The organism is Bosea sp. 29B (assembly GCF_902506165.1).
Lineage (GTDB): Bacteria > Pseudomonadota > Alphaproteobacteria > Rhizobiales > Beijerinckiaceae > Allobosea.
This window is the reverse complement of sequence record NZ_LR733817.1, coordinates 5,729,366-5,754,174: the sequence shown is the minus strand read 5'-3', so window position 1 is coordinate 5,754,174 and position 24,809 is coordinate 5,729,366. Positions and strand designations below refer to the sequence as shown.

General features: G+C 67.4%; 21 protein-coding genes. 11 read left to right on the top strand and 10 right to left on the bottom strand.

The features are described from left to right. Positions 1-96 precede the first annotated feature (96 nt). Both GV161_RS27860 and GV161_RS27855 read left to right on the top strand, forming a co-directional pair. Positions 97-1,089, top strand: a complete 993-nt coding sequence (locus GV161_RS27860) for a zinc-dependent alcohol dehydrogenase family protein (protein WP_152013745.1) — start codon at positions 97-99, stop codon at positions 1,087-1,089. Between the two features lie 170 nt (positions 1,090-1,259). Continuing rightward, positions 1,260-4,778 (top strand): autotransporter domain-containing protein, encoded by a 3,519-nt coding sequence (locus tag GV161_RS27855; protein ID WP_152013746.1) that lies wholly within the window; start codon positions 1,260-1,262, stop codon positions 4,776-4,778. A 31-nt stretch (positions 4,779-4,809) separates the two neighbouring features. Here GV161_RS27855 and GV161_RS27850 read toward each other — a convergent pair whose 3' ends face one another. Then, positions 4,810-5,895, bottom strand: coding sequence for a kelch repeat-containing protein (locus GV161_RS27850; protein WP_152013747.1), 1,086 nt, complete (start codon positions 5,893-5,895; stop codon positions 4,810-4,812). Between the two features lie 155 nt (positions 5,896-6,050). Here GV161_RS27850 and GV161_RS27845 point away from each other — a divergent pair, with 155 nt between their 5' ends. Further along, a complete protein-coding gene (locus tag GV161_RS27845) occupies positions 6,051-6,812 on the top strand; it encodes an SDR family oxidoreductase (RefSeq protein WP_152013748.1) in 762 nt (253 codons plus the stop codon). Between the two features lie 55 nt (positions 6,813-6,867). On the opposite strand, the gene GV161_RS27840 is transcribed toward GV161_RS27845, so the two are convergent. After that, positions 6,868-8,271 (bottom strand): alanine/glycine:cation symporter family protein, encoded by a 1,404-nt coding sequence (locus GV161_RS27840; protein ID WP_152013749.1) that lies wholly within the window; start codon positions 8,269-8,271, stop codon positions 6,868-6,870. A gap of 208 nt (positions 8,272-8,479) precedes the next feature. Here GV161_RS27840 and GV161_RS27835 point away from each other — a divergent pair, with 208 nt between their 5' ends. The 4 genes from GV161_RS27835 (at position 8,480) to GV161_RS27820 (ending at position 13,842) form a co-directional block, all read left to right on the top strand. After that, entirely contained in the window at positions 8,480-9,136 is a 657-nt protein-coding gene (locus tag GV161_RS27835; protein ID WP_152013750.1) for a cation transporter, read from the top strand. A gap of 303 nt (positions 9,137-9,439) precedes the next feature. After that, positions 9,440-10,375: a sulfurtransferase gene (locus tag GV161_RS27830; protein ID WP_152013751.1), complete on the top strand. Its 936-nt coding sequence runs from the start codon at positions 9,440-9,442 to the stop codon at positions 10,373-10,375. A gap of 8 nt (positions 10,376-10,383) precedes the next feature. Then, positions 10,384-11,634 carry a YeeE/YedE family protein gene (locus tag GV161_RS27825; protein ID WP_152013752.1) on the top strand — a complete coding sequence of 417 codons (1,251 nt, stop codon included), beginning with the start codon at positions 10,384-10,386 and terminating at the stop codon, positions 11,632-11,634. Positions 11,635-11,856: 222 nt separating this feature from the next. Then, positions 11,857-13,842, top strand: a complete 1,986-nt coding sequence (locus tag GV161_RS27820; RefSeq protein WP_152013753.1) for a biotin carboxylase N-terminal domain-containing protein — start codon at positions 11,857-11,859, stop codon at positions 13,840-13,842. A gap of 42 nt (positions 13,843-13,884) precedes the next feature. Here GV161_RS27820 and GV161_RS27815 read toward each other — a convergent pair whose 3' ends face one another. Continuing rightward, positions 13,885-14,466 carry an XRE family transcriptional regulator gene (locus tag GV161_RS27815; protein ID WP_152013754.1) on the bottom strand — a complete coding sequence of 194 codons (582 nt, stop codon included), beginning with the start codon at positions 14,464-14,466 and terminating at the stop codon, positions 13,885-13,887. Positions 14,467-14,560: 94 nt separating this feature from the next. Here GV161_RS27815 and GV161_RS27810 point away from each other — a divergent pair, with 94 nt between their 5' ends. Continuing rightward, entirely contained in the window at positions 14,561-15,529 is a 969-nt protein-coding gene (locus GV161_RS27810) for a pyridoxal-phosphate dependent enzyme (RefSeq protein ID WP_152013755.1), read from the top strand. Here GV161_RS27810 and GV161_RS27805 read toward each other — a convergent pair. Both GV161_RS27805 and GV161_RS27800 read right to left on the bottom strand, forming a co-directional pair. Next, positions 15,526-16,365, bottom strand: coding sequence for an aminoglycoside phosphotransferase family protein (locus GV161_RS27805; RefSeq protein ID WP_152013756.1), 840 nt, complete (start codon positions 16,363-16,365; stop codon positions 15,526-15,528). The genes GV161_RS27810 and GV161_RS27805 overlap by 4 nt on opposite strands. A 94-nt stretch (positions 16,366-16,459) precedes the next feature. Continuing rightward, positions 16,460-17,239, bottom strand: a complete 780-nt coding sequence (locus GV161_RS27800; RefSeq protein ID WP_152013757.1) for an SDR family oxidoreductase — start codon at positions 17,237-17,239, stop codon at positions 16,460-16,462. 261 nt (positions 17,240-17,500) lie between these two features. Between GV161_RS27800 and GV161_RS27795 the strand changes: the two genes are divergently transcribed. After that, positions 17,501-17,938: a DUF1489 family protein gene (locus tag GV161_RS27795; protein WP_152013758.1), complete on the top strand. Its 438-nt coding sequence runs from the start codon at positions 17,501-17,503 to the stop codon at positions 17,936-17,938. 92 nt (positions 17,939-18,030) lie between these two features. On the opposite strand, the gene GV161_RS27790 is transcribed toward GV161_RS27795, so the two are convergent. The 4 genes from GV161_RS27790 to panC all read right to left on the bottom strand — a co-directional run bounded on the left by GV161_RS27790 (position 18,031) and on the right by panC (position 21,140). Continuing rightward, positions 18,031-18,786 carry an SDR family NAD(P)-dependent oxidoreductase gene (locus GV161_RS27790; RefSeq protein ID WP_152013759.1) on the bottom strand — a complete coding sequence of 252 codons (756 nt, stop codon included), beginning with the start codon at positions 18,784-18,786 and terminating at the stop codon, positions 18,031-18,033. A gap of 348 nt (positions 18,787-19,134) precedes the next feature. Beyond that, positions 19,135-19,674: a YcxB family protein gene (locus GV161_RS27785; protein WP_159650468.1), complete on the bottom strand. Its 540-nt coding sequence runs from the start codon at positions 19,672-19,674 to the stop codon at positions 19,135-19,137. Then, entirely contained in the window at positions 19,671-20,243 is a 573-nt protein-coding gene (locus GV161_RS27780; protein ID WP_159650465.1) for a hypothetical protein, read from the bottom strand. The genes GV161_RS27785 and GV161_RS27780 overlap by 4 nt, the downstream gene beginning before the upstream one ends. Before the next feature lie 48 nt (positions 20,244-20,291). Then, positions 20,292-21,140, bottom strand: a complete 849-nt coding sequence (gene panC / locus GV161_RS27775) for a pantoate--beta-alanine ligase (RefSeq protein ID WP_152013762.1) — start codon at positions 21,138-21,140, stop codon at positions 20,292-20,294. A 192-nt stretch (positions 21,141-21,332) separates the two neighbouring features. Between panC and GV161_RS27770 the strand changes: the two genes are divergently transcribed. Together GV161_RS27770 and GV161_RS27765 are read left to right on the top strand one after the other, a co-directional pair. Next, positions 21,333-22,082 (top strand): VWA domain-containing protein, encoded by a 750-nt coding sequence (locus GV161_RS27770; RefSeq protein WP_244623985.1) that lies wholly within the window; start codon positions 21,333-21,335, stop codon positions 22,080-22,082. Further along, a complete protein-coding gene (locus tag GV161_RS27765) occupies positions 22,079-22,807 on the top strand; it encodes a molecular chaperone DnaJ (RefSeq protein WP_348521234.1) in 729 nt (242 codons plus the stop codon). Before GV161_RS27770 ends, GV161_RS27765 begins: the two co-directional genes overlap by 4 nt. A gap of 17 nt (positions 22,808-22,824) precedes the next feature. Here GV161_RS27765 and GV161_RS27760 read toward each other — a convergent pair whose 3' ends face one another. Further along, positions 22,825-24,507 (bottom strand): D-alanyl-D-alanine carboxypeptidase, encoded by a 1,683-nt coding sequence (locus GV161_RS27760; RefSeq protein WP_152013763.1) that lies wholly within the window; start codon positions 24,505-24,507, stop codon positions 22,825-22,827. Positions 24,508-24,809 lie beyond the last annotated feature (302 nt).

The following is a 24,809-nucleotide window of genomic DNA, read 5'->3' as shown; positions in this document are numbered from 1 at the left end:
ACTTAATGTTTCAAGTATGGCGATGATACGCCGACTTATCGCCAGGATGCGAGCAATCCATATCGCCCTCATCAGTCATCGATGAGGAAAAATCCCATGCCGCGTATCGTTCGTTTTCATGAGAAGGGCGGGCCCGAGGTTCTGCGGATCGAGGAGATCGAGACCGCCCTGCCGGGGCCGGGCGAGTTGCAGATCGCCGTCAGGGCGATCGGCCTCAACCGGGCCGAGTCGATGTTCCGCTCCGGCCCCTATGTCGAGGAGCCGGTATTTCCGGCCCGGCTCGGCTATGAGGCGGCGGGGATCGTCACCGCGCTCGGCGAGGGCGTCGAGGGCTTCGCCGAGGGCGATGCGATCAGCATCGTGCCGCCGCTCTCGATCACGCGCTGGGGCAGCTATGGCGAGGTCGCGACGGTGCCGGCCGCGGTCGCGGTCAAGCATCCGGCCGAGCTCTCCTTCGTCGAGGCCGCGGCGCTGTGGATGGCGCATGTCACCGCCTATGGCGCGCTGGTCGGGCTTGCCGGTTTGAAGGCGGGCGAGCATGTGCTGATCACCGCGGCATCGAGCAGCGTCGGCATCGCATCGATCCAGACGGCGCGAGCGCTCGGCGCGATTCCGATCGCGGCGACGCGGACGCGCGACAAGGCGCACGCGCTGCTGGAGGCCGGCGCCGCGCATGTCGTGGTCACGCAGGAAGAGGATCTTGCCGCTGCTGTGGCCCGACACACGAGCGGGCAGGGCGCCCGCGTCGCCTTCGATCCGGTCGCCGGGCCGGCGCTGGAACAGGTCTTCGGCGCCACGGCCCAGAACGGCATTGTCATCGCCTATGGCGCGCTTTCGCCGGAGCCGACGCCGCTGCCGCTGTTCCCGCTGCTGGCGAAGAACCTGCACCTCGCCGGCTACCAGTACAAGGAGGTGGTCCGCGATCCGCAGGCGCTGGAGCGTGCCAAAGCCTTCATCCTCGACGGCTTACGGCGCGGCGCGCTGAAGCCCGTCATCGACAAGGTCTTCGCCTTCGACGAGATCGTCGCGGCGCATCGCTATCTCGAGGCGAACCAGCAGTTCGGCAAGATCGTCGTCGAGGTGCGGTAGGCGGGCCGGCGCAATCGCGGGGCGTTCAGGGCAGGGGTCGTTCCCGGGCCTGGCGCCTCGCATCGACGCGGCAAATCAGCAACACAACCCCGAATTTACGAATTGTGAACGGCTGTTCATTGCCTCGCGCGCGCAGTCGGGCAACCTCCCCGGTTGGGGTGGGGTTTTGAATGCCGCTGATCGATCCGGAACGCCCGGAGGCCGTCCCGGCCCGCGCGTCGTCGCGTGGCCGCATGTCTGCCGTCGCGGTGTCGTCGGTATCCCTGCTCGCCCTGGCGCTACCGCTTCTTGCCGGCCCGGCAGTGGCCGATGGCGGGCGCGGCGGCAATCCCGAGGGTAACTCCAATACCGGCGGGATTGCCGGGACCGACAGCGCGACCGGCGCGGGCGGGGCAGGTAGCAATGGCTTCCAACAATATGCCGGCGGCGGCGGCGGCGGAGCCGGCGCGACTGCCGGCGGCGCCGGAGGTCTGACCTGGAGTCACGATCCGACGTTTGGTCGTGGCGGCACGGGCGGTATGCACGGCTCGGTCGACGCCGGTCTGCCTACCGGCGACAGCACCGGCAGCAATGGCGGCAACGGCGCTGATGGCAGCACCGCCAGCGGCGGCGGTGGCGGCGGCGGCGGCGGCTGGGGCGCCGTGGTCACGGGGGCCGGAACCACGGGGGTCGTCTCCGGCACGATCACAGGCGGCAATGGCGGTGCCGGCGGCAACACCTACTGGGATTTTGGCGGCAGCGGCGGCTCTGGTGGCACCGGCTTGATCTTCACCAATGGCAGCCAGACGACGACCCTGACGGTCAATGGCACGGTCCAGGGCGGCAATGGCGGCGGGAGGGGCGTCCACAATCCGGCCGCCAGCGGTGGCCCTGGCGCCTATGGCGCGGGCGGCATCGGTATCGTCGGTGCCAATCTCTCGATCACCAACAATGGTACGATCGCGGGCGGGATGTCCGGCGACGGCGTCACGCGCACCTGGGCGGTCCGCTTCACCGGCGGCAACAACACGCTGACCTTCGGCAATGCCACCTCCGGGCTGATCGGCGGCATCCTGATGGACGCGGGCACGCTGACCTTCGCCCAGCCGACCGACGCCACCCTCGACAACGAGATCAACGGCAATGGCAGCGTGATCAAGACGGGGGTGGGCACGCTGACGCTGACCGGGACGAACACCTATACCGGCGGAACGACCATCGTCGAAGGCAAGCTCAGCATCTCCGCGGAGGCCCATCTCGGCAATGTCGCAGGTGTGCTGACGCTCGATGGCGGCGTGTTGCAGGTGACTGGAACGACGCTGACCAGCCTTTCGCGCAACATCGTGCTCGGCAGCAATGGCGGCGGCTTCGAGATCGTCGAGGCCGGCAACAGCTTCACGGTGGCACAGTCCCTGTCCGGTTCCGGCGTATTGTCGAAGAGCGGCGCGGGGACGCTGGTTCTCCTGGGAGCGAACAGCTATAGCGGCGGCACGACGATCTCGGGCGGCAAGCTCTCGGTGTCGTCGGATGCCAATCTCGGCGATGCCTCGGGCGGGCTGACGCTGAACGGCGGCACGCTGCTGGTGACGAACAGCATCACCTCGGCGCGCACAGTGACGTTGTCGGGCAGTGGCGGCGGCATCGAGGTCGATGCCGGACGCGCCGTGCTTTGGACCGGCACCATCACCGGCGCGGGCGGACTGACCAAGAGCGGCGGCGGCACGCTTGCCCTGCAGAACAACAGCAGCTATTCCGGCGCCACGCTGGTCGAGGCAGGGACGCTGGTCGGCAGCTCGTCGACGGCCTTCTCGGCGAACTCGAACTTCACCGTTTCGGCCGGTGCGACGCTCGAAGTCAGCGATGTGCCGGGCCTCGTCGCCACGGTCGGCTCGCTCGCCGGCGCGGGCGCCGTCCAGCTCGGCTCCGGCGTGACGCTGAAGGCGGGCAGCAGCAACGCCTCGACCACCTTCTCCGGCACGATCAGCGGCAATGGCGCGCTCGACAAGACCGGCACCGGCACGCTGACGCTGTCGGGCACGAACACCTATACCGGTGGCACGACGGTCTCGGGCGGCAAGCTCGTCGTCAACGGCTCGATCACCGGCTCGGTGAGCTTGAGTGGCGGCGTGCTCGGCGGCTCGGGCACGGTCGGGACGGTCAGCGTGGCGAGCGGCGCGACGGTCGCGCCGGGCAATTCGATCGGGACGTTGAATGTCTCGGGCAATGTCGCCTTCGCGAGTGGCTCGACCTACCAGGTCGAGGTCAACGCGGCCGGGCAGAGCGACAGGATCGTGGCCTCCGGTTCGGCGACGCTTTCGGGTGGCACGGTGCAGGTGCTGGCCGAGAACGGCAATTACGCGGCCTCGACGAACTATACGATCCTGACCGCGTCCGGCGGGGTCAGCGGCAGCTTCACCAGCGTCACCTCGAACCTCGCCTTCCTGACGCCGTCGCTGAGCTATGGCGGCACGAACGTCACGCTGACGATGACGCGCAACGACACCTCGTTCGGCCCCGATGGCGGCGGAGGCTCCGGCGGTGGCAGCAGCAGCGGCCGCAGCTCCATCGCGCAGACGCGCAACCAGGGCTTCATCGCGATCGCGGCCGAGCGCCTGGGCGTTGGCAACCCGGTCTATGACGCGCTGATCTCGGCCACAGTGGCCGAGGCTCGCGCCGGCTTCGATCTGCTCTCGGGCGAGGCGCACGCGCAGGCGGTCAGCGTCATGATCGACGAGAGCCGGCTGGTGCGCGACACCATTCTGGGCCATCTGCGCGGCCCGCTGCTGACGCAACCCGGCCAGCAGGTTGCAGGCGCCTTCTCTGCCGATCTGCCCGGCCGCAAGGGCGCGGTCGTGATGCCCGCCCCGGTGCCGCAGCCGCGCTACGCGCTCTGGGGTACGGCCTTCGGCAGTACCGGCAACACCGATGGCGACGGCAATGCCGCGAGCCTGAGCCGCCGCAGCGGCGGCGCCCTGCTCGGCGCCGATTTGATGCTCTACGACGCGCCGGGTTCGTCGCTGAAGGTCGGTGTCGCCGGTGGCTACAGCCAGTCGCGCTTCGATCTCGATGCAAGGCTCTCGACCGGCAAGCTGGAGAGTGGCCATGCCGCGCTCTATGCCAGCGCCCGCTTCGGCCAGCTCAGGCTCGATGCCGGCGCGGCCTACACATGGTCCGAGAGCGACATCCGCCGCCAGGTCTCGGTCCGTGGCTTTGGCGACCTGCTGCGGCTGCAGCGTCCCGGTTCGGTGACGCAAGGCTTCGCCGAGCTCGGCTATGCCTTCGCCTTCAGTGGGGTCGCGCTGGAGCCGTTCGCCCAGTTGGCGCTGATCCGAGTCAGCACGGATGCCGGCACCGAGCGCGGCGGCGCGGCGGCACTACGCATCCTCTCCTCCGATCAGACGCTCGGCTTCACCACGCTCGGCCTGCGGGCCGAGGCGCAGCTCGGGGCGATGCCGCTGTTCGCCCGGGCCATGCTCGGCTGGCGCCACGGTTTTGGCGAACTCACCCCGCAGGCCCGCACCGCCTTCGTCGCCGGCACCACCCCGGCCCAGGTCTTCGCCGCCCGGATCGACCGCGACGCCCTCACAGCCGAGGCCGGCCTCGACTGGCGCATTTCGCAGGCCACCGCGCTCGGCCTGACCTACTCCGCCGCAATCGGCGAACGCTCCAGAGACCACGCCCTCAAGGGCAGGGTCGAGATGCGATTCTGAGTAGGGCGCGAGGGCTGGCCTCGCGATCGGCTCACCCCAGACTGAACGCCTCGTGCACGGCGCTCTGGACGCCTCCGCCCATGATCGGGCCGCCGCCGGCGACGTGGATGGCGTCGCCGACGAGGGCGGCGCCGAGGCCGTGGCGCGGCGTCAGCATCGGGGCGTATTGCTCCCAGCCGTCGCTGGCGGGGTCATAGGCCTCCATCTGGCCGAAGACGCGGTTGGTGCCTTCGCCGCCCATGATGAAGACCTTGCCGCGATAGAGCACGGCGCCATGGCCGGAGCGGGCGGTCGGTAGCGGATTGCGCGGCGCCCATTTGTCGGTCGCCGGGTCATAGGCGTGGTGCAGGTTGGAGTTGGTGTGGAACGAGTCGACACGCCCACCGATGACGTGGATCAGCTGTCCGATCGCCAGCGTGCCGGTGTGGTCGCGCGCCGTCTGCAGCGGCGCGCGCTCGCTCCAGGCATCGGCCTTGGGATCGTAGACGCGGTGCCAGTTGACCGAGGTCTTGCTCTCGGTGGTGTCGCCGATCGCGCCGCCGATCGAGTGCAGCACGCCGTTCAGGCCGACGATCGCGGCCGAGCCGATCGGGCGGGGCAAAGGCGCGATCTCTGCCCATTTGTCTGCCTTGGGATCGTAGACGAAGCAGCGTGGATGCGGCTTGCGGTTCTGCTCGAGGAAGCCGCCAATGGCGTAGAGCTTGCCATCGAGAAAGGCGACGCCGACATGGTTGGCGCCCTGCGGCAGCGGCGCGCCGTCAGCCCATTTATCGGCCTTGGGATCGTAGACATGGTGATAGGGCCGGTCGGTGCGCTGCTCGCCATAGCCGCCGACGATGTGCATGCGCTCGTCATGCGCCGCCGCCCAGGCCATTTCCGAGCGCGGCAGCGGCAGCAGCGCCTTCGTGCTCCAGCGGCCGGGATCGGCGGCCTTGGGCGCCGGTGAATCGAAGACGTTCTGCGAGGCGGCGAGCTCGGGCTTGCCGATGCGGCCGGGCTGGTTCAGCCGCTCGTAATGGCCGCCGTGCTGCTCATGGCCGGGCTGCTGGGCGAAAGCGGTTCCGGCGAGGCTCGCCGCTCCGGCGGCGACGAAACTGCGGCGGTTCAGGCTGGTCATGACGCATCCTCCCTCGCTAGAACAGTAGGGCAGACCTTGCGTCAGGCAAGGGACAGGGCGGAGCCGGTCTGCGGGAAAAGCGGTTCCGTATACTGCATACGCTGTTATGGTGCGGCACCTGAAACGGTTGAAAACACGGTAAGGCGAGGAAGCGCATGTCTGGGCATAACAAGGTCGCGATCATCACCGGTGCCGGCTCGGGCGTCGGCCGGTCCGTCGCCATCGCCTTCCTGAAGGACGGCTATCGTACCGTGCTGGCCGGGCGCCGCACCGATGCCCTCGAAGAAACGATCACGCTCTCGGGCGCCCCGGCCGAGCAGGCGCTCGCGGTCTCGACCGACGTGACCGACAAGAAATCGGTCGAAGCCCTGTTCGCCGCGACCAAGGCCAAGTTCGGCCGGGTCGACGTGCTGTTCAACAATGCCGGCGTCAATGCGCCGGGCGGCGTGCTGCTGGAGGACCTTTCGCTGGAGGACTGGCAGAGGGTGGTCGACACCAACCTGACCGGCCCGTTCCTGTGCACGCAGGAGGCCTTCAAGGCGATGAAGTCGCAGGAGCCGCGCGGCGGGCGCATCATCAACAACGGCTCGATCTCGGCGCAGGTGCCGCGGCCGAACTCGGCGGCCTATACCGCGACCAAGCATGCCATCTCCGGCCTGACCAAGACCTCCTCGCTCGACGGGCGCAAATACGACATCGCCGTCGGCCAGGTCGACATCGGCAATGCGCTGACCGAGATGGCCAAGAAGATGACCACCGGCGTGCCGCAGCCGGACGGCTCGATCAAGGTCGAGCCGGTGATGGATGTCGACCACGTCGCCACGACCGTGCTGCACATGGCCGGCCTGCCGCTCGAGGCCAACATCCTGTTCGTCACGGTGATGGCGACCAAGGCCCCGCTCGTCGGCCGCGGCTGAGGAATCGCCCGCCGGCCCCCGGAGCAGGCTGCTCCGGGGGCCGGCGGGTTGTGCCCTATTTCTCGTCCCAGATCTCGCGGTCGATCTTGCCGGCGAGCTCCGGATACTGCGCCGTCTGGAAGCGCGGTATCCCGGTCTTGCGTTGGGCGAGGAAGTCGGCGGTCAGCTTCGCCACCGTGCCCGAGAGCAATACGATCGCGATCAGGTTGATCGACGCCATCAGGCCCATCACCGCATCGGCGGCGTCGAACACGGTCGAGACGCTCTCATAGGCACCCCAGATCACCATCGCGAGCGCAGCGACGCGCAAGATGCCGAGGCCGAGCGTGCCGTTGGCGCCGAGATAGGTCATCGCGTTCTCGGCATAGGCATAGTTGCCGATGATCGAGGTGAAGGCGAAGAAGAAGATCGCCACCGCGATGAAATAGCGCCCAGCCGCGCCGATATGCACCGTCATCGCTTCTTGCGTCAGCGGCGTTCCGGTGATGCCGGAGCCCGGCACGAGCTTGTGCGAGAGCAGGATCATGATCGCCGTCGCCGTGCAGATCAGGATGGTGTCGATGAAGACGCCGAGCGCCTGGACGAAGCCCTGCGAGGAGGGGTGGTGCGGGTTCGGCGTCGCCACCGCGGCGATGTTGGGGGCCGAGCCCATGCCGGCCTCGTTCGAGAACAGGCCGCGCTTGACGCCGTTGAGCATGGCCGCCGCGATGCCGCCGCCGGCCGCTTCCAGCCCGAAGGCGCTCTTGACGATCAGCGCGATCATCGCCGGCACCTCGGCGATATTCACCACCAGCACGTAAATCGCGACCAGGAGATAGGCGATCGCCATGAAGGGCACGACATATTCGGCGACACGGGCGATCGTGCTGATGCCGCCGAAGATCACGACGGCCGAGAGGAGAGCGAGCGCGACGCCGACATAGATCTTGTCGAAGCCGAAGGCGCCCTGCATGGCGTCGGCGATCGAATTGGCCTGCACCGCATTGAAGACCAGGCCGAAGACGAGGATCAGGCAGAGCGAGAACAGCACGGCCGCCCAGGGCGCGTTCAGGCCCTTGGCGATATAGAAGGCCGGGCCGCCGCGATATTGCCCGTTCTCGTCGCGGATTTTGTAGAGCTGGGCGAGCGTGCTTTCCGAATAGGCTGTCGCCATGCCGACGAGCGCGACCATCCACATCCAGAAGATCGCACCGGGGCCGCCGAGATAGAGAGCGACCGCGACGCCGGCGAGATTGCCGGTGCCGACGCGCGAGGCAAGGCTGGTGCACAGCGCCTGGAAAGGGGTGATGCCGCTCTTGTCCTCGACCGGCGCGTTCATCACCGAGCGGAACAGCTCGGGGAAATGCAGGATCTGAACGAATTTCAGCCGCAGGGTGAAATAGATGCCGACCGCCAGCAGGCCGTAGATCAGCACATAGCCCCAGAAGACGGTGTTGAGGAATCCAATGATCGCAGTCATGCCAATCGTCTCCCCGTCAATGAAAGCGTTGAATGTTCGATCTCGTCCTGCGTGCTGCCTGCCTGTCTCTGGTCTCTCAAAGAGGATGTCCGCCCGACTCGCCCCGTGGTTGCGTCTCGCCAGCTAAACATGCGGTTCCGCGAGTGGGAAGACGGCTTGCGGCGCGGCGCGATTGCGCCAGACTGTCCGATCCGATCCGGAGCGGCCTTTGACGAGCCTTGAGAGCCCAGCCTCCACTGAGGACGAGCCCGGCCATGCCGCGCCGGTCGATCCCAGGGTCGCGCGCGCCTATCGGCTGACGATCTGGGGCATCGCGCTCGGCATCCTGATCTTCGCCGGCAATGTCGTGCTCTGGGCGCTGGCGATCAGCAACAATCAATTGTTCAAGGACGGCGTCGACTGGGTCTACGACGTCGCGCTCTACGGCATCGCGGCGCTGGTCTTCGGCCGCGACGAGCGGGCCGAGAAGCTGGCGGCACTCGGCATCGGCGCGGTGATGGCGGTGGCGGGCCTGCACACGCTTTACGATCTCTGGGACAAGATCCTGCGGCCGCGACCCATCGAGCTCTTCACGCTCGGCTTCTCGGCAGCGAGCGCGATCCTGATCGCCTATCTCATCATCGGCGTGCTCTGGCGTTTCCGGGGCGAGTCCAATCCGGTGATCAAGGCGACCTGGCTGTCGAGCCGGAACGATGCGATCTCGACCAGCGGTTTCGCGCTGCTCGGCCTCGCCGCGCGGCTATTGCCAGTGCGCTGGCCGGAATACCTGTTCGACATCTTCGTCGCCTTCCTCTGTTTCCAGGCGACCTGGGCGATCTGGCGCGCGACGAGACAGTCGCAGGATCGGGCGAACGTCTCATCCTAGGCCGACGGTCGTCCCGGGCGACCGAAGGGAGACTCGGAATCCATTCCGGAACCTTATTCGGAAAGGCTCAGGAATGGATCCCGGATCTCCGCTGCGCTCCGTCCGGGATGACCCTCTCAGGGGTGCATGAGAAGAAGTTTCTCCTCCAACCAAGGTTGTACGACCCAGTTCTTCCGCCTTGGCGACAAACAAAAAAATCCTGTCCGGCTTCTCCGGCACGCCACGTGGCGAAATCATGGCAGCCCCTGCAATTCATGCCGAAACGGGCCCGATCCGGCCCGATCGGTGCCAAGGAGCGCCAGAATGTCCGTCCTCTCCCTCATCCGCCGCGGTGCGGCTGTGCTGGCCGCGAGCCTTGCGCTCGGCGGCGCGGCGCTGGCCCAGACCGGCCCGCTGGTCTCGACCGAGTGGCTGGAGAAGAACCTCAGCGATCCCAAGGTCAGGGTCGTCGAGGTCAGCGTCGAGCCCGGCATCTATGAGCGCGGCCATATCCCCGGCGCGCAGAACATCGCCTGGCATACCGACCTGGTCGAGACCATATCGCGCGACATCGCCGGCCCCGAGAAGTTCCAGGCGCTGGCCCGCAAGCTCGGCGTCGACAAGGACGTGACCGTCGTCCTCTACGGCGACAACAACAACTGGTTCGCCGCCTGGGGGGCCTGGGTGTTCGACATCTATGGCCTGCGTGACAACGTGAAACTGCTCGATGGCGGTCGCAAGAAATGGGAGCTGGAGAAGCGCCCGGTCGCGACCAATCCGGTGCCGGTCAAGGCCTCCAGTTTCACTGTCGGCGAGCCCAACAAGGCGCTGCGCGCCCGGCTGACCGACATCGTCGCCACCGTCGAGAAGAAGTCCGAGGCGCGCGTCCTCGACATCCGCTCGCCGGACGAGTTCTCCGGCAAGATCATCGCTCCGGCCGGCTTCCAGGAGCTGGCGCTGCGCGCCGGCCATATCCCCGGCTCGGTCAACGTGCCGTGGGCCCGCGCGGTCAACCAGGCCGACGGCACGCTGAAGTCGCCGGAGGAGCTGAAGAAGCTCTATGCCGAGGTCGGCATAGATGGCAGCAAGCCGGTGATCACCTCCTGCCGCATCGGCGAACGCTCGAGCCACACCTGGTTCATCCTCTCGCGCGTGCTCGGCTATCAGGCCGCCAACTATGACGGCTCCTGGACCGAATACGGCAACGTCGTCGGCCTGCCGATCAGCAATCCGGCCGGCACCGTCTGGGGCGGCAAGTAAGCTCGCCGATGAGCATCTCCGACGATAGCGGCGCGCTGGACTACGAGGTGGCGCGCCGGCAGGCGGGGGCGGAGCCGATCGGGCTGCCGCCCTTGCGCTACATCGCGGCGGCCATCGTTGCCACAGCGATCGCGGTGTCCATCTACCTCGTCGGGCGCCATGGCGATCCGGCGCCGCAGCTGCAGCTCTCGCTGATCCTCGGCGCCGCTTTCGGCGTTGTGCAGCAACGGGCGCGCTTCTGCTTCTTCTGCATCTGGAAGGACTGGCTCGATCGGCGTGATCCGCGTGGGCTGCTCGGCATTCTCACGGCGCTGGCGGTCGGGCTTGCCGGCTACACCCTGATCTATGGCGCCTGGCTGCCCGATCCCACGGGCACGCGCCTGCCGCCGACGGCGCATATCGGCCCGGTCGGCCCGGCACTGCTGCTGGCGGGGCTCGCCTTCGGCGCCGGCATGGCGACCTCCGGCTCCTGCATCAGCGCCCATCTCTACCGGCTGGGCGAGGGCTCGCCGACTTCGCCCTTCGCCCTGATCGGCGCCGGCCTCGGCTTCATCCTCGGCTTCCTGAGCTGGAACGAACTCTATCTCCTGACGATCTCGGAATCGCCCGTGCTGTGGCTGCCGCGGCAGCTCGGCTATGGCGGCGCACTGCTGGCCGGGCTCGCCGTGCTCGGCGCGGCCGCCTGGTGGCTACTGCGGGTTGGCCGGCCGAGCGAGCACGGCACTTCGGACAAGGCGCAGGTCGATCCCATCGCTGCGATCTTCCTGCGGCGCTGGCCAGCCTGGCTTGGTGGCTTCTTCGTCGGGCTGATCGGCGTCGCCGCATATCTTCGCCTGTCGCCGCTCGGCGTTACCGCCGAGCTCGGCTCGCGCTCGCGGCAATTGGCGATGCAGTTCGACTGGCTGCCGGCGCGGCTGGAAGGGCTCGACAGTTTCCGCGGCTGCGCCACCCTGATCCGCGAGACGCTGCTGACGCCGAACGGGCTCTTCGTTGCCGGATTGGTCGCGGCTGCCTTCGCCGCCGCGCTGGCGGCGGGCGAGTTCAAGCCGCGGCGGCCGACCGGCGGGCACGTGCTGCGCGGGTTGGTCGGCGGTACGCTGCTCGGCTGGGGCACGGTGTTCGGCCTCGGCTGCACGGTCGGGACACTGCTCTCGGGCATCTCGGCCGGGGCGGTCTCGGGCTGGGTCTTTGCGCTAGGGTTGATCATCGGCACGACGGTGACGCTGAAGCTTGGGCGGCGGTTGCGACTGCTGGATTGAGGCGGCGAAGGCCAGCCGTCATTCTCGGGCGAAGCGAAGCGCAGACTCGAGAATCCCATGACGAGAAGGCGCTGATCAGAGCCTCTTCCGACCTGAGATGCTCGGGTCAAGCCCGAGCATGACGCGCCTTTTGAGGCGCTGTGCCCATCTGCCACTTGCGCAACAAGGCGCAGACAAGGGCTTCGGCTGAGCTATAACGGGGCATCGGTTCGAGGATGTCCCATGTCGATTGCCGCCAAACTGCCCTCCATCCTGATCGCCAATCGCGGCGAGATCGCCTGCCGGGTGATCCGCACCGCCAAGCGGCTCGGCCTGCGTACCATCGCGGTCTATTCCGATGCCGATGCCGAGGCGCTGTTCGTCGAGATGGCGGACGAGGCCTATCGGATCGGCCCGGCGCCGGCGCGCGAGAGCTATCTCGATGCGCAGAAGATCCTCGCGGTCGCCAAGGAGGCGGGCGCGGCCTGCATCCATCCGGGCTACGGCTTCCTCTCCGAGAATGTCGCATTCGCCGAGGCCTGCGCGGCGGCCGGCATCGTCTTCGTCGGCCCGCCGGCTTCCGCCATCAGCGCCATGGGCCTGAAGGATGCCGCCAAGGCGCTGGTCGAAAAGGCCAATGTCCCGGTCGTGCCGGGCTATCACGGCGCCGAGCAGGGCGTCGATTTCCTCGCCAAGGAGGCCGGGCGCATCGGCTATCCCGTGCTGATCAAGGCGGTCGCCGGCGGCGGCGGCAAGGGCATGAAGAAGGTCGACCGGCCGGAGGATTTCGCCGACGCGCTCGCCAGCGCCCAGCGCGAGGGCAAGAACGCCTTCGGCGATGCGCGCGTGCTGGTCGAGAAATACGTGCTCTCGCCGCGGCATGTCGAGATCCAGGTGTTCGGCGACAGCCATGGCAATGTCGTCCACCTCTACGAGCGCGACTGCTCGCTGCAGCGCCGTCACCAGAAGGTGATCGAGGAGGCGCCGGCACCGGGCATGACGCCGGAGGTGCGCGCCGCCATGGGCAAGGCGGCGACGGAGGCGGCCAGGGCGGTCGGCTATGTCGGCGCCGGCACGGTCGAGTTCATTGCCGACGGGCGCGACGGGCTCAGGGCCGACCGCTTCTATTTCATGGAGATGAACACCCGCCTCCAGGTCGAGCATCCCGTCACCGAGGCGATTACCGGGCTCGATCTGGTCGAGCTCCAGCTCAAGGTCGCGGCCGGCGAGCCGCTCGGCTTCGCGCAGGAGGATGTCCGCGCCGAAGGGCACGCCGTCGAGGCGCGGCTTTATGCCGAGGACCCGGAGAAGGGTTTTTTGCCCTCGACCGGCAAGCTCTGGGCGCTGCAGTTCCCGCAGAGCGAGGACATCCGCATCGATACCGGCGTCGAGGCCGGCGACACGGTGACGCCGTTCTACGATCCGATGATCGCCAAGGTGATTGCGCATGGCCGCACCCGTGATGAAGCGCTCGACCATCTCGCTTTCGCGCTCGGCGAGACCATCGTCGCCGGTCCACGCACCAATCTCGCTTTCCTGAAGAAGCTCGCCGAGGCCGAGGGTTTTCGGAAGGGGCCGTTCGATACCGGTTTCATCGAGCGCAACATCGAAGCGCTTGGGGCCGAGCCGCAGCCGCTGGATGCGGCGGCGGTCGCGGCGGCGGCGCTGCAGTTGGAAGAGGAGCGCCAGGTGGCGGCGCTCGACCTTGCCGTCGAGCGGACCGGCGATGAAGCCAAGTCGCCCTGGCTCGACGCCGACGCCTTCTCGCTGATGCCGCGCCCGGCGCTCGGGCTGCCGCTGCTGGTTGATGGCGAGCGGATCGAAGCCAGGATCGAGTGGAACGGCGAGGACGCCCGCGTCTCGCTGCCGGGCCATCCGCTTGATGAGGGCGAGCATGAGGTGACTTTGGCCCGCGCCGAGGCCGGGACCTATCTCGCGTTGCATCGCGGCCGACAGACCTCCGTCGCGCTGTTCGACCCGTTCAGCGTCGATCTCGATGCGGTCGCTGGCGCTGGCGGCGTGATCAAGGCGCCGATGCACGGCAAGCTGATCGCGCTCTTCGTCACGGCTGGCGAGGCGGTCGTGAAGGGCCAGCGCCTCGCCATCGTCGAAGCGATGAAGATGGAGCATGTGCTGACTGCTCCGCGCGACGGTACCGTCACCGAGCTCGGTGCCGAGCCGGGCGCCCAGGTCGCCGAGGGCGCGAAGGTGGTCGTGCTCGGGGAGTGAACGGGCTGCGCCGCTGGAGGCCTGGCCGCTTCTCTAGAAGGCTCAGGGCTTAGGGCTCGGCGTGAAGCGGTAGTGGATGATGTCCATGACCAGCGCTTCCTCAGCAGTCCGGTTGCGGTAGCCGTGCCGGCGGTCGGCGGGGAAGCGCAGCGACTGGCCCTGCCTGAGTGGATGCCATTCTTCCTCCACCAGCAATTCGATCTCGCCGTGCTGGACGGTGATGTGCTCGACGACGCCGATATCGTGCGGCTCCGAGATGCTTTCGAAGCCGGCCGCGAAGGTGAGCTCGTAGAGCTCGAAGCCGAACCGCGCCTCATACGGAAATACGAGGGCCCGTTGCATGCCTTCCTGCGACGGGCGCACACGTAACTCAGCGGCGTCGCGCAGAAGCAGCACATCGCCGCTCCCGCCATCGGCCTCCAGCAATGCGGTCATGGGAACGCCCAGGCCCGTGGCGATCTTCCAGAGCGTCGCGATCGTCGGTGCGGATTCGCCCCGCTCGATTTGTCCCAGCATCGCCTTGCTGACGCCGGTGCGCGCCGCGGTCTGATCGAGGCTCCAGCCGCGCTCGCTCCGGATCGCCTTGAGCAGCTTCGGTGTCTCGACCGGGCCGACGGGCTTCATGGCAGGTGTCTCCGCCTTGTGCGTTATTGCGTACAAAGATCTTGTGCGTTAAAGCGCACGAGTCTTTCCTATCATCCTGCCGGAAGCTTGTCCCATGCAGCCGAACACCAGGCTCGACCTTGACCGTATCCGGCAGGCGAGGGGCGAAATCGCGCCGCTGTTTCGCGATACGCCGCAGTTTCCATCTCCCACGCTCGGCGAATTGCTCGGCTGCGAGCTCGTCATCAAGCTCGAGACTGCGAACCCGATCGGCTGCTTCAAGGGCCGTGGCATCGAGGTTGCGATGGCGCGTCTCGCCCGGAGTTCCGGTCCCAAGGCGGCGGTCTGTGCCAGCGCCGGCAATCTCGGCCAGGCGCTCGCCTATAGCGGCCGGGCGCGCGGCATCGACGTCAGCGTGATCGCGGGGAAGGGCGCCAATCCCAGCAAGATCGAGCGCATTCGCCGGCTGGGCGGAGTGGTCGAGCTGGTCGAAGGCGATATCGAGACTGCCCGCGAGCGGGTGCGGGAGATCGCGGCTGACGGCAACGCCTTCCTGATCGAGGACAGCGAGAACCTCGACACCTGCGAGGGCGCCGGTACAATCGGGCTCGAACTCGTCGAGGGGGCAGGGCGCATCGATACCGTGCTGCTCGCGCTCGGTGGCGGGGCGCTGGCCACCGGCGTCGGCCATGTCTTCAAGGCACTGTCGCCGGCGACGGAGATCGTCTGCGTCCAGCCGAAAGGCGCGCCGGCCCTGGCGCTGTCGTGGCGTGCCCGATCGGTCGTGACCACTGAGAGCACCGATACCATCGCCGACGGCGTCGCCGGGCGATTTCCGATCCCGGAAGTGCTGAACGATTTGCTCGCCGTCGCGGATCACGTTCCGCTGGTCGAGGAAGCCAGCATCGTCGAAGGCATGCGGCTGCTCTACCGGCACGCAGCCCTCGTCACCGAGCCGTCGGCGGCGCTGGGCCTCGCGGCGATGCTGGAAGACCCCGAGCGCTATCGCGGCAAGCGCGTCGCCACGGTGATCTGCGGGTCGAACGTCCTGCCGGATCGCTTCAGCGCCTGGATGCAGAACTAGCGCGCATCGAGCGCGACGATCGCCCGCTCGGCAACGGCGAGATTGATCTCGGCGAGTGGATCCTCGTCGCCGAGGAACCATGCCGCCGAGAGCCCGCACCAGGCCAGGATCCATGTCAGCAGGCGCTCGCGCTCGAGTCCGGATTTCGCCAGCACGATTTCCAGCCGGCGTTCGAAGCGGCCGGGCAGGATGGCGACCGGCGGCTCGGGATCGGTGAGGTCGGGATCGCAGAAGAGGATGGTGTATTCGAAGGCGCGGTCGCCGATCACCGATTTCGGATCGATGGCGAGCCAGCCCTTGGCCTCGAAATCGAGCACGTTGTCATGGTGCAGGTCGGCATGCAGCGGCACGATCTCGCGCTGCGCCGGCAGAAGCTCGTTCGCCGCGGCGGCTGCGCGGGCGAGGATGCCGCCGCGCTCCTGCGCCATCGGGAAGAGATCCTTGAACCAGGTTTCCAGCGGGATCAGGCCTGATGGCGCCGGGCCGCGCGGCCTCTGCAGGGCGGCGATGGCCTCGCAAAGGATGATGGTCGCCTCATCGTCACCCGTTGCGCCGCTGCGAGCCATGGCGGCGAGCGAACGGGAGCCGGTGGCGCGCTCGATCAGCATCGCCTCGCCATTGTCGCTGCGGGCGAGGAGGCGGGCAGCACCGTCACCGTTCCAGTATTCGAGCGGCAGGTAGCCGCGCCGCTCATCCTCGACCTCGGGCAGCTTCAGCATGGCGGGTTGGCCATCGTGCAGCACAGGCAAGAGCTGACTGGCATGGGTGCGGATCGGCTCGCCGGCAGGCACGAGATTCCAGCGGATCAGCCAGGGCGAAAAGGCGTTGGTCGGCATCGTCATCTCGGTAGGTGGGCGAAGCAGTCCGGAAGGGTTCGCCCTGCCGTCCCGGATGCGTCATCGCTCAAGTGCCGCGCAATTACGTCGCCAGTTAGTCCGCCGCTCGGCCGCGACCAATCAGCGGAAACTGCTCGACCTCATAGATCTGGCCGGAGACGTGGCCGCTCTCCTCCGAGAGCCAGAAGGCGGTGTGGGCGGCAATCTCGGCCGGCTGCATGATCTGGCCGAAGGGGGCGAATTCGAGCGGCACCTCCTTCTCCCAGCCCGGCTTCTTGCCCTCGCGCTGCTGCGTCGCATCCTCGTTGGCGGTGAAGGTCCAGCCGACATTGAGCTGGTTGACCCGGATGTGCTCGCGGCCGAGCGTGTTGGCGAGGTTGCGCGTCATCGTCATCAGCGCTCCCTTCGACATCGAATACACCGTGAGGTTGGAATTGCCGCAAAATGCGTTGATCGAGCCGACGGTGAGGATCGAGCCGCCGGATTTCTGCAGCCGGAAGGCGCGGATCGCCGCCTCGGCGCAAAGCAGCGGCGCGCGGGTGTTGATCGCGATCATATGGTCGAAGAAGGCGGCCGTGGTCTCACCGAGCACGCCGCGCGGATAGATGCCGGCATTGTTCACGAGGCCATCGATGCGGCCAAAGGCCTTGCGCGTCGCGTCGACCAACGCCTGGGCCGTCGCCGGCTCGGCGAGATCGCCGATCGCGCCTGATGTCGCGGGGCCGAGCTTGCGGCAGGCGGTGTCGACCTCGTTCTGCTCGCGGCCATGGATCAACACCTTGGCACCCTCTGCGATCAGGCGTTCGGCCATGGCGTAGCCAATGCCGGTCGACGAGCCGGTGACGAGAATGGCCTTGCCTTGCAGTCCGCGCATGTCGTGTCTCCGTTCGGGTCGGCAGCCTTAGTAGCCTGCGAGCGCGGCGCCGTCATGACCCGCATTCGCGCCGGCCACCCCGGCGTCTCCACCGTCATGCTCGCCCTTGTGGCGAGCATCCACGTCTTGGATACCTCATTGCAGGAAGGAAGACGTGGATGGTCGGGACAAGCCCGACCATGACGGGAAAGGGTGCGCCGGCTTGTGGAGAAAGGCCGCGGGCTCTGGCGAGGCGCGTCGGCGAGGATTAGGTTGCCCGCCATGCCGCTCCATATCCTCAAGCTCTGCGTCGGCGCCGAATCGATCAGCGATCTCGAAGAGTGGATCGCCGAGCGGCAGGCGCAGCGCCGCGCCCGCGGCGAACCGGCAGAGCAGTTGCACACCACCCGCATGGTGCCGAAGCGGGTCGAGGAGATCGTCAACGGCGGATCGCTCTACTGGGTTATCAAGGGCCAGGTCTCGGCCCGCCAGCGCCTGATCGCCATCCGCCCCTTCACTGATGGCGAGGGCATCGGCCGCTGCCATCTGGTGATGGAGCCGGTGGTGGTGCCGGTCGAGCCCCGTCCGTTCCGGCCGTTCCAAGGCTGGCGTTACCTCCAGGACAAGGACGCGCCGCGCGACATCGACGGGCGCAGCGGCGATCTCGGCGTCATGCCCGAGCAGATGCGGCGCGAGCTGGCGGAACTGGGGCTGCTGTAGCCCAAGCGTTACGAGAGCTGTTGGAGTGGCCACCGCAGATCGCCCTGGAGGCGCCTCTACGGTGGCTTCTTCCTGTTAGTAGCCCTGAAAGCTCAGCCTGGGTTCAGGGCTGCGAAGAGTTCCTCGTAGCGGCCATCGCGCTCGGCCCAGCGCCGGGACTGATCGCGTTCGAGCAACAGCTCGCCCCGAGGATGATCGGCCTGTTCGAGCTGTTGCACCACCTCGGTGACATAGGCCGCGAGAGGCATGGCGCGCGGGTCGGAGGCTTGCTGCGCGCCGGTAAGTTCCGTTTGCACATAGGGCGGCGAGAGCTCCAGCACCTCGACAGGGACGTTGCGGAGCTGATGACGCAGCGACTGCAGCCAGGAATGCAGGAAGGCCTTGCTGGCGCAATAGGTCGGGAAGTCGGCGCGCGGGACGAAGGCGAGCGCGGAGCTGGTCGCGAGGATCGTCGCGTTTGGCTGGCCTTTGAGGAGTGGCAGCAGTGCCGCCGTCACCCGCAGCACACCCAGAATATTGGTCGAGACGATAGCCTCCGCATCGGCGATGTCCCAGCTGTCGCCAGCCATGTCCTCGCTGCGCGAGATGCCGGCATTGGCGATCAGGACATTGAGGTCGGGAAAGCGCGCACGAATCTCGTCGCCAAAGCGCGAGATGCTTCCAGGGGCGTCGAGGTCGAGCGGCAGGCCGGCCATGCCGGGTCGGCCAGCCGTAATCTCGTCCAGGAGGGCTTGCCGTCGTCCTGTGACGATGACGCGATTGCCTAGCGCGTGAAAAGCCTCAGCGAGCGCACGGCCAATGCCGCTGGAGCCGCCGGTGACGAGGATGGTGTTGCCAGTCGTCTTCATGATTGCTGCCTTCATCAGGTTCCGGTGAGAGGAAGGCCACGGCGGCCTTGGGAACGCTGACGGCAGGCGACCGGAGGAGACGGTGCCGCGTCGCGGCAGGCGTGAACCTGTCCGGAGTAGCGAGCTGTCTCGAGCGGGCGTGCAGCCGCAAAGCAGGGGACTGGGGCATACCGTGGCGCCTTGTGCGTCGAGATCTCCCTGCTGGGACCTTCTCGACCAAGGACGCGTTGGATGACGGTAACGCCTACGGCAGTACCTTGCGGCAGGCTGCAGGGGCAGAGCTAGCCCGGCAGTCTGCTGAGGTCAACGTATCGTTGGAACTGCGCTCCGCGCAGGTGCAAGGCTCGTTCAGAACGCTGCGAGGATCCGCTGCAGATCCGCGATCTGCTCGGGCGTCAGCGCGCGCTTCGGTAGGATCTGGTAGCTGTAGTCGGAGATGAAGAACAGGAAGAGGTGCCGGTCCTCGCGGATCTTCATGTAGTCGCGCCACGGGATGTGGTTGCGTGCGCCGGGCTGCTCGGCCTCGTAGGCTTCCTCGTCCCAGCCGGCCGAGACGGGCTTGCGGACCAGCTTGTCCTGCCTGAACCGTCGGCGGATGACGAGTGGGCCGAACGCGAGCGGTATGCCGAGGCCGAAGCCGAGAATGGTCGCGATGATGACGAGCGCGAACGGCAGGAGGTTGGCGCGCAACTCCGGCCAGGGCACTCCGGCAGCGGAGAAGAAGCCGACGAAGGCCGCCATCGCGACGAGCCAGAGCACTGACAGACGGATGATGGTCTGCTTCTCACGGATTCCGCTGAAGGCGTGCAGGCGAACCGCGCGACGGAGATCGAGCTCGTCGAGTGTGAAAGTCGTCTTGCGGTTCAGAAGAGGCTCGGCGCTTGTCACCGCCTCATTTCTTTCAGCTTTAGCGAGAACTCTCCAAAGGTCAGCTCTGGCGGTGCAGGCGATTTTGGTGGCGGCGGCTCGATTATCGTGGTTCGCCAGTCGCCCCAATCGGTGCAGTTGTTGCAAGCTGTTAGAAGCCATCCCTGGTCGCGTTGGATTGCGACCAGACCTGTGTTGCCGCCAGTCTTGAAAACCCAGGGCGGTGACGACTCGGTGCCCCAGAAATGATTGAACACGTCATGCATCGAGACGGTGTCGTCAGCCAACATCGTCAGTTCGAGATTGATCGCCTGATCTGTCAGGCGCCCGACGAGTGTCATGCATTGCCGCTCGAAACATCCTGCTTCGACCCGAAGAAGCACGGTGTTGCTCCAGGAGGCGTGCCAGGCGACCTTGCTCCCTGCGACCGCCTGTTCCCAATCGGCTGGGCGAACTCTTTTCAGAAGCTCGGTGACGCGATCTTTCAGGTCGTTTGGCAGAGGCTTGTCGATACGAATCAGCGCTGCCAGTGCGTGGGTGGGGCTCGCTGACCCGAAGCCGAGCACTGCAGCCAGAATCGTGCTCTGCAAGAATCTGAGCAAAGCCGGCGTTGATCGCATCCGAGCCATTTGCGCGGCCTACACCCCGATATTGTCGATCAGCCTGGTCCCGCCGATCCGCGCCGCGATCAGCAGGCGAATCGGGCCATCGGAGCGCGAGGTCACCGGCGCCAGCGTGTCGGCATGGCGGGCTTCGAGATAGTCGAGCTCGAAGCCTGCGGTGATGATCTCGTTCTGCGCGTCGGCGACCGCCTGGAACAGCGGATCGTCATTGCGGATGCGGGCGGCGAGGGCCTGCATCACCTTGTGCAGCGTCGGGGCTAGGGCGCGTTCCTGCGCCGAGAGGTAGCGGTTGCGCGAGGACATTGCGAGCCCGTCTGCCTCGCGGAAGGTCGCCAGCGGCACGATCTCGATGCCGAGATCGAGGTCGCGGGCCATGCGCGTCACCACCTTGAGCTGCTGATAGTCCTTCTCGCCGAAGACGGCGAAATCGGCCTTGCTTTGCGTGAAGAGCTTGCAGCAAACCGTTGCGACGCCTTCGAAATGCGTGGGGCGGAAGCGGTCTTCCAGGCTGACGGCGGCCGGGCCGAGCAGCAGCACGCGGCTGGCGAAGCCCGGCGGATACATCTCCTCGACGGCGGGGAAATAGATCGCGTCGGCGTTGGCCGCCTCGAGCTGGGCGCGGTCGCTGTCGAAGGTACGCGGGTACTTCTTGAAGTCCTCGTGCGGGGCGAACTGCGTCGGGTTGACGAAGATCGAGACGATGACGCGGCGAGCATGCTTCTGCGCCTCGGTGACGAGCGCGATATGGCCCTCGTGCAGCGCACCCATGGTCGGCACGAGCGCGACCTTCTCGCCGGCTGCATGCCAGGCCGCGACGGCCTCGCGCATCGCCTTGACCGTCTCGAAAACCGCGACCTGCGACATGGCGCTTCTCCCCAGGCATGTTCCGCAAAAGTGGTCCCACTTTTGCGGTCAGAACATGCCGTACTATTGAGTTGCGCGAATTCTGATCGTTCGACCGTCGCCGGTCGAACGGAAAGCGCGCGGTTGGGGACGGGTAGCAAATGCCGGCGGCGCGGCCAATATCTCTGACATGAGCGAATCCCGGCGAAGAGCATGACGCGCGACAATGGCAAGGCAGTGGGCAAAGCGGGCGAGACGCGCCCGGCCGAAAGCGCTGCGCGTTCGAAGCCCGGCGAGATCGATCGCTTCGTCGCTGCGGCGAAGCAGCTCGCACCGCTGGCGACCGGGCAGGCCGGGCGGCTGGTCTTCGCGCTCGACGCGACGATGAGCCGGCAGCCGAGCTGGGATCTGGCGTGCTCGCTGCAGGGGCAGATGTTCGAGGTCGCCGCTAAAACCGGTGGGCTTGCGGTTCAGCTTGTCTATTTCCGCGGCTTCGACGAATGCCGCGCTTCGGGCTGGCTCGGCGAGCCGCAGCGCCTGACCGGGCTGATGAACAAGATCGATTGCCGCGGCGGCCAGACGCAGATCGGCCGCGTGCTCAAGCATATCCGCGACGAGGAGCGGCAGGTGCCGATCCGCGCCTTCGTCTATGTCGGCGATGCGATGGAGGAAGATGTCGACCGGCTCTGCGCGCTTGCCGGCGAACTCGGCCTGCGCGGCATCAAGGGCTTCCTGTTTCAGGAAGGGGCCGATCCGGATGCCAGCGCCGCCTTCGCCGAGATCGCACGCTTGACCGGCGGCGCCCATGCCCGCTTCGACGTCAACGCGCCGAATTCCCTGCTCGACCTGCTGCGCGGCGCGGCGGCCTACGCCAGCGGCGGACGCGAGGCGCTGTTGAAGCTCGCGGGGCAGAATGCTGCGGCGCAAAGGCTGCTCACGGCGATGGAGGGCCGCACATCGTGAGTCTGCTCTACGGTATCGCCACGCTGATCCTGATCTGGTGGCTGGCCAAGCTCTTCGCTGGCTCCGATCCGAAGAAGCTGGTCCGGCTCGGCAAGGTCGTCGGCGGCACGCTGTCGCTCGGTGTCGCGGCGCTGCTGATGCTGCGCGGCCGCCCGGACATGGCGATCTTCCTGGGCGGGCTTGGCGCCTGGTTGCTCGGCTGGAGCGCCTATGGCCCGGGTGGGCTCAAGATGCCGGAATGGGCGAAGGACTGGGGCGGGACCGGCTCGGCCGGACGCTCGAAGGTTGCATCGAGCCTGCTGGAGATGGAGCTCGACCATGACAGTGGCGGCATCAGGGGCAAGGTCCTGGCCGGCACTTATGCGGGGCGCGATCTCGACGATCTCAACCCCACCGAACTCAGTACGCTGCTGCGCGAGTGCCTCGCGGGAGACCCCGACGGGGCGCGCCTGCTAGAGGCATATCTCGACCGCCGGGCGCCCGGATGGCGTGAAGACGCTGATCGTCACCGCGACGCGGGGCAGCGCGGCCCGGCGCGCACGGGCGCGATGTCGGACGAGGAGGCCTACGAGATCCTGGGGCTTCAGCCGGGGGCGGGCCCGGAGGCGATCCGCGATGCCCATCGGGGCCTGATGAAGCGGATCCATCCGGATGCCGGCGGCACCAGCGGGCTTGCCGCTCGTGTCAACCAGGCCAAGGATACCTTGCTGAAAAAGCATGACTGATCTCCTTTCCGGATCGGTCAGCCGCGGGTGGCGAAGCAGGAGAAGCCGCCGCGCTTGAGCTGGGCGCAGGCCTTTTCGGCGTCCTTGGACTCCTCGAAGCCGGCGAAGCGGGCGCGGAACAGGGTGGCACCACCCTTCTCGACCTTCTCGGTGAAGGCCGAGGCATCGGCGAGCGAACCGGAGGCCTTGGCGCGGGCGCGGCTGAGGATGTCCTTGGCCTTGGCCTCGTCGTCGGTGGCGCCGAGCTGGATCACCCATTTCGAGGCGATCGCGGTCTTCTCGGGCAGCTTGGCCTCGGCCTTGGCCTCGGGCGCCTTGGCGACGTGCGCCACCTTGGCCTGAGCCGGGGCCGGCTCGGGAAGGCGAGCCTCGACCTTCTTCGGCATGGGCTGGACCTCGTCCCTGGCCGCCGGCTCGGCGAGCTTGGCGATCGAGGAGGTCGTGTCGACATTCGCCGGCGGGCGCAGGACCTTGCCTTCAGCCGGGGCGGCGCCGATCGACCAGCGCATGGCCGACGGCGTCGTGGTCGCGGCGACCGGACGCATGTTGGAGAGGGCGAGCGCCTGGGCGCTGCCGCTGAGGGCGCGCGGCGGCGGCATCTGGGCGGTCGTCGTGGTCGCGGCATAGGCGCGGGCGGCGGCGGGCACGTCCGGCTCGGCGCGCGGACGCGGCACCGGGATCGGCGCAGGGGTGGGCTCGGGCGCCTGGGCGACGAGCGCCGGGCGAGCAGGCGGCTCGGGAACCGGGGCCGGAGCCGGAGCACGATAACGCTCCTGCTGCGGCTCGGTGGCCTCGGCGATCATCGGGGCGCTGCGGCCGCCGGTGCTGGCGCGCGGCAGGCTGGCGAGGACGAGATCGGACATGATCTTGTCGCGCGAGGCGCCGGAGCGACCGCCGAGCACGATCGAGACGATCTGGCGACCTTCCGACTTGGCCGAGGTCATCAGGTTGAAGCCGGACGCGCGGGTGTAGCCGGTCTTGATGCCGTCGACGCCCTCGATCCTGCCGAGCAGGCGGTTATGCCCGCGAATGGTGCGCGAGCCGTATTGGAAGGAGCGCGTCTGGAAGAGCGGGAAATAGCGCGGGAAGCGCTCCTGGATCGCCCGGGCCAGGATGGTCAGGTCGCGCGCCGTGGTGATGTTCGGCGGCGAGTTCGGCAGGCCGTGCGGGTTATAGAAGCGGGTCGAGTCCATGCCGAGCGAGCGCGCCTTGCGCGTCATTTGCTCGGCGAAGGCCTCTTCGGAGCCGGCGATGTTCTCGGCGACCACGACGGAGGAGTCGTTGGCCGAGAGGGTGATCATGCTCTTGATCGCGTCCTCGACCTCGATGGTCGAGCCGGCGCGCAGGCCGAGCTTGGTCGGCGGCTGCGAAGCTGCGTAGGCCGAGACCTTGAGCTCGGAGTTCATGGTGAAGCGGCCGCGCTCCATCTGCTCGAAGAGCATGTAGAGCGTCATCACCTTGGTGAGCGAGGCCGGGATGCGCGGCGCATCCTCGTTGACGGCGTGCAGGGTGCGGCCGCTCTTGGCGTCGACGACCATTGCTGCATAGGGCGGGGCGTAGCCGCCCGAGACATGGCGCCGCTTCTTGCGGGCCGCCTCTGCGGGCGAGACCGTCGCGGTCAGAGCAACGGCAGCAATACTCACCACCCCGATGAACGCGAGCCAGCGCCCGCGTCGGGACCCAACGCAACCAGAAGCCATGCAACTCGCCTCAACTTACCCACCCGTCCGTCGCAGGCTTTGCAGCGTGGCGCGAAGGACACAGCTGCAGAGGTTAGGCGGATGCGGTTACGGAGCGGTTAAGCGCCGGACAGCTTTCACACGGCCGTTTTCACATGGCGGTCACACGGGGCGGTCAGGTTGCAAACCGTTGCCGGTACACGCTGGGTAGCTCTGCGTTTGGTGCATTGCAGCACAAGCTTGACTTTTATGTTGCGCTGCACAATATGCAGAAGCGCCCCGGTGATGGACCTTTTCATCTGACCTTGGGGGCACGGAACCCG

Excerpts from the sequence above, each read along its gene's own strand:
- GV161_RS27860 (WP_152013745.1), top strand. The coding sequence starts at position 97 with ATGCCGCGTATCGTTCGTTTTCATGAGAAGGGCGGGCCCGAGGTTCTG.
- GV161_RS27855 (WP_152013746.1), top strand. The coding sequence starts at position 1,260 with ATGCCGCTGATCGATCCGGAACGCCCGGAGGCCGTCCCGGCCCGCGCG.
- GV161_RS27850 (WP_152013747.1), bottom strand. The coding sequence starts at position 5,895 with ATGACCAGCCTGAACCGCCGCAGTTTCGTCGCCGCCGGAGCGGCGAGC.
- GV161_RS27845 (WP_152013748.1), top strand. The coding sequence starts at position 6,051 with ATGTCTGGGCATAACAAGGTCGCGATCATCACCGGTGCCGGCTCGGGC.
- GV161_RS27840 (WP_152013749.1), bottom strand. The coding sequence starts at position 8,271 with ATGACTGCGATCATTGGATTCCTCAACACCGTCTTCTGGGGCTATGTG.
- GV161_RS27830 (WP_152013751.1), top strand. The coding sequence starts at position 9,440 with ATGTCCGTCCTCTCCCTCATCCGCCGCGGTGCGGCTGTGCTGGCCGCG.
- GV161_RS27825 (WP_152013752.1), top strand. The coding sequence starts at position 10,384 with ATGAGCATCTCCGACGATAGCGGCGCGCTGGACTACGAGGTGGCGCGC.
- GV161_RS27820 (WP_152013753.1), top strand. The coding sequence starts at position 11,857 with ATGTCGATTGCCGCCAAACTGCCCTCCATCCTGATCGCCAATCGCGGC.
- GV161_RS27815 (WP_152013754.1), bottom strand. The coding sequence starts at position 14,466 with ATGAAGCCCGTCGGCCCGGTCGAGACACCGAAGCTGCTCAAGGCGATC.
- GV161_RS27810 (WP_152013755.1), top strand. The coding sequence starts at position 14,561 with ATGCAGCCGAACACCAGGCTCGACCTTGACCGTATCCGGCAGGCGAGG.
- GV161_RS27805 (WP_152013756.1), bottom strand. The coding sequence starts at position 16,365 with ATGCCGACCAACGCCTTTTCGCCCTGGCTGATCCGCTGGAATCTCGTG.
- GV161_RS27800 (WP_152013757.1), bottom strand. The coding sequence starts at position 17,239 with ATGCGCGGACTGCAAGGCAAGGCCATTCTCGTCACCGGCTCGTCGACC.
- GV161_RS27795 (WP_152013758.1), top strand. The coding sequence starts at position 17,501 with ATGCCGCTCCATATCCTCAAGCTCTGCGTCGGCGCCGAATCGATCAGC.
- GV161_RS27790 (WP_152013759.1), bottom strand. The coding sequence starts at position 18,786 with ATGAAGACGACTGGCAACACCATCCTCGTCACCGGCGGCTCCAGCGGC.
- panC (WP_152013762.1), bottom strand. The coding sequence starts at position 21,140 with ATGTCGCAGGTCGCGGTTTTCGAGACGGTCAAGGCGATGCGCGAGGCC.
- GV161_RS27770 (WP_244623985.1), top strand. The coding sequence starts at position 21,333 with ATGACGCGCGACAATGGCAAGGCAGTGGGCAAAGCGGGCGAGACGCGC.
- GV161_RS27760 (WP_152013763.1), bottom strand. The coding sequence starts at position 24,507 with ATGGCTTCTGGTTGCGTTGGGTCCCGACGCGGGCGCTGGCTCGCGTTC.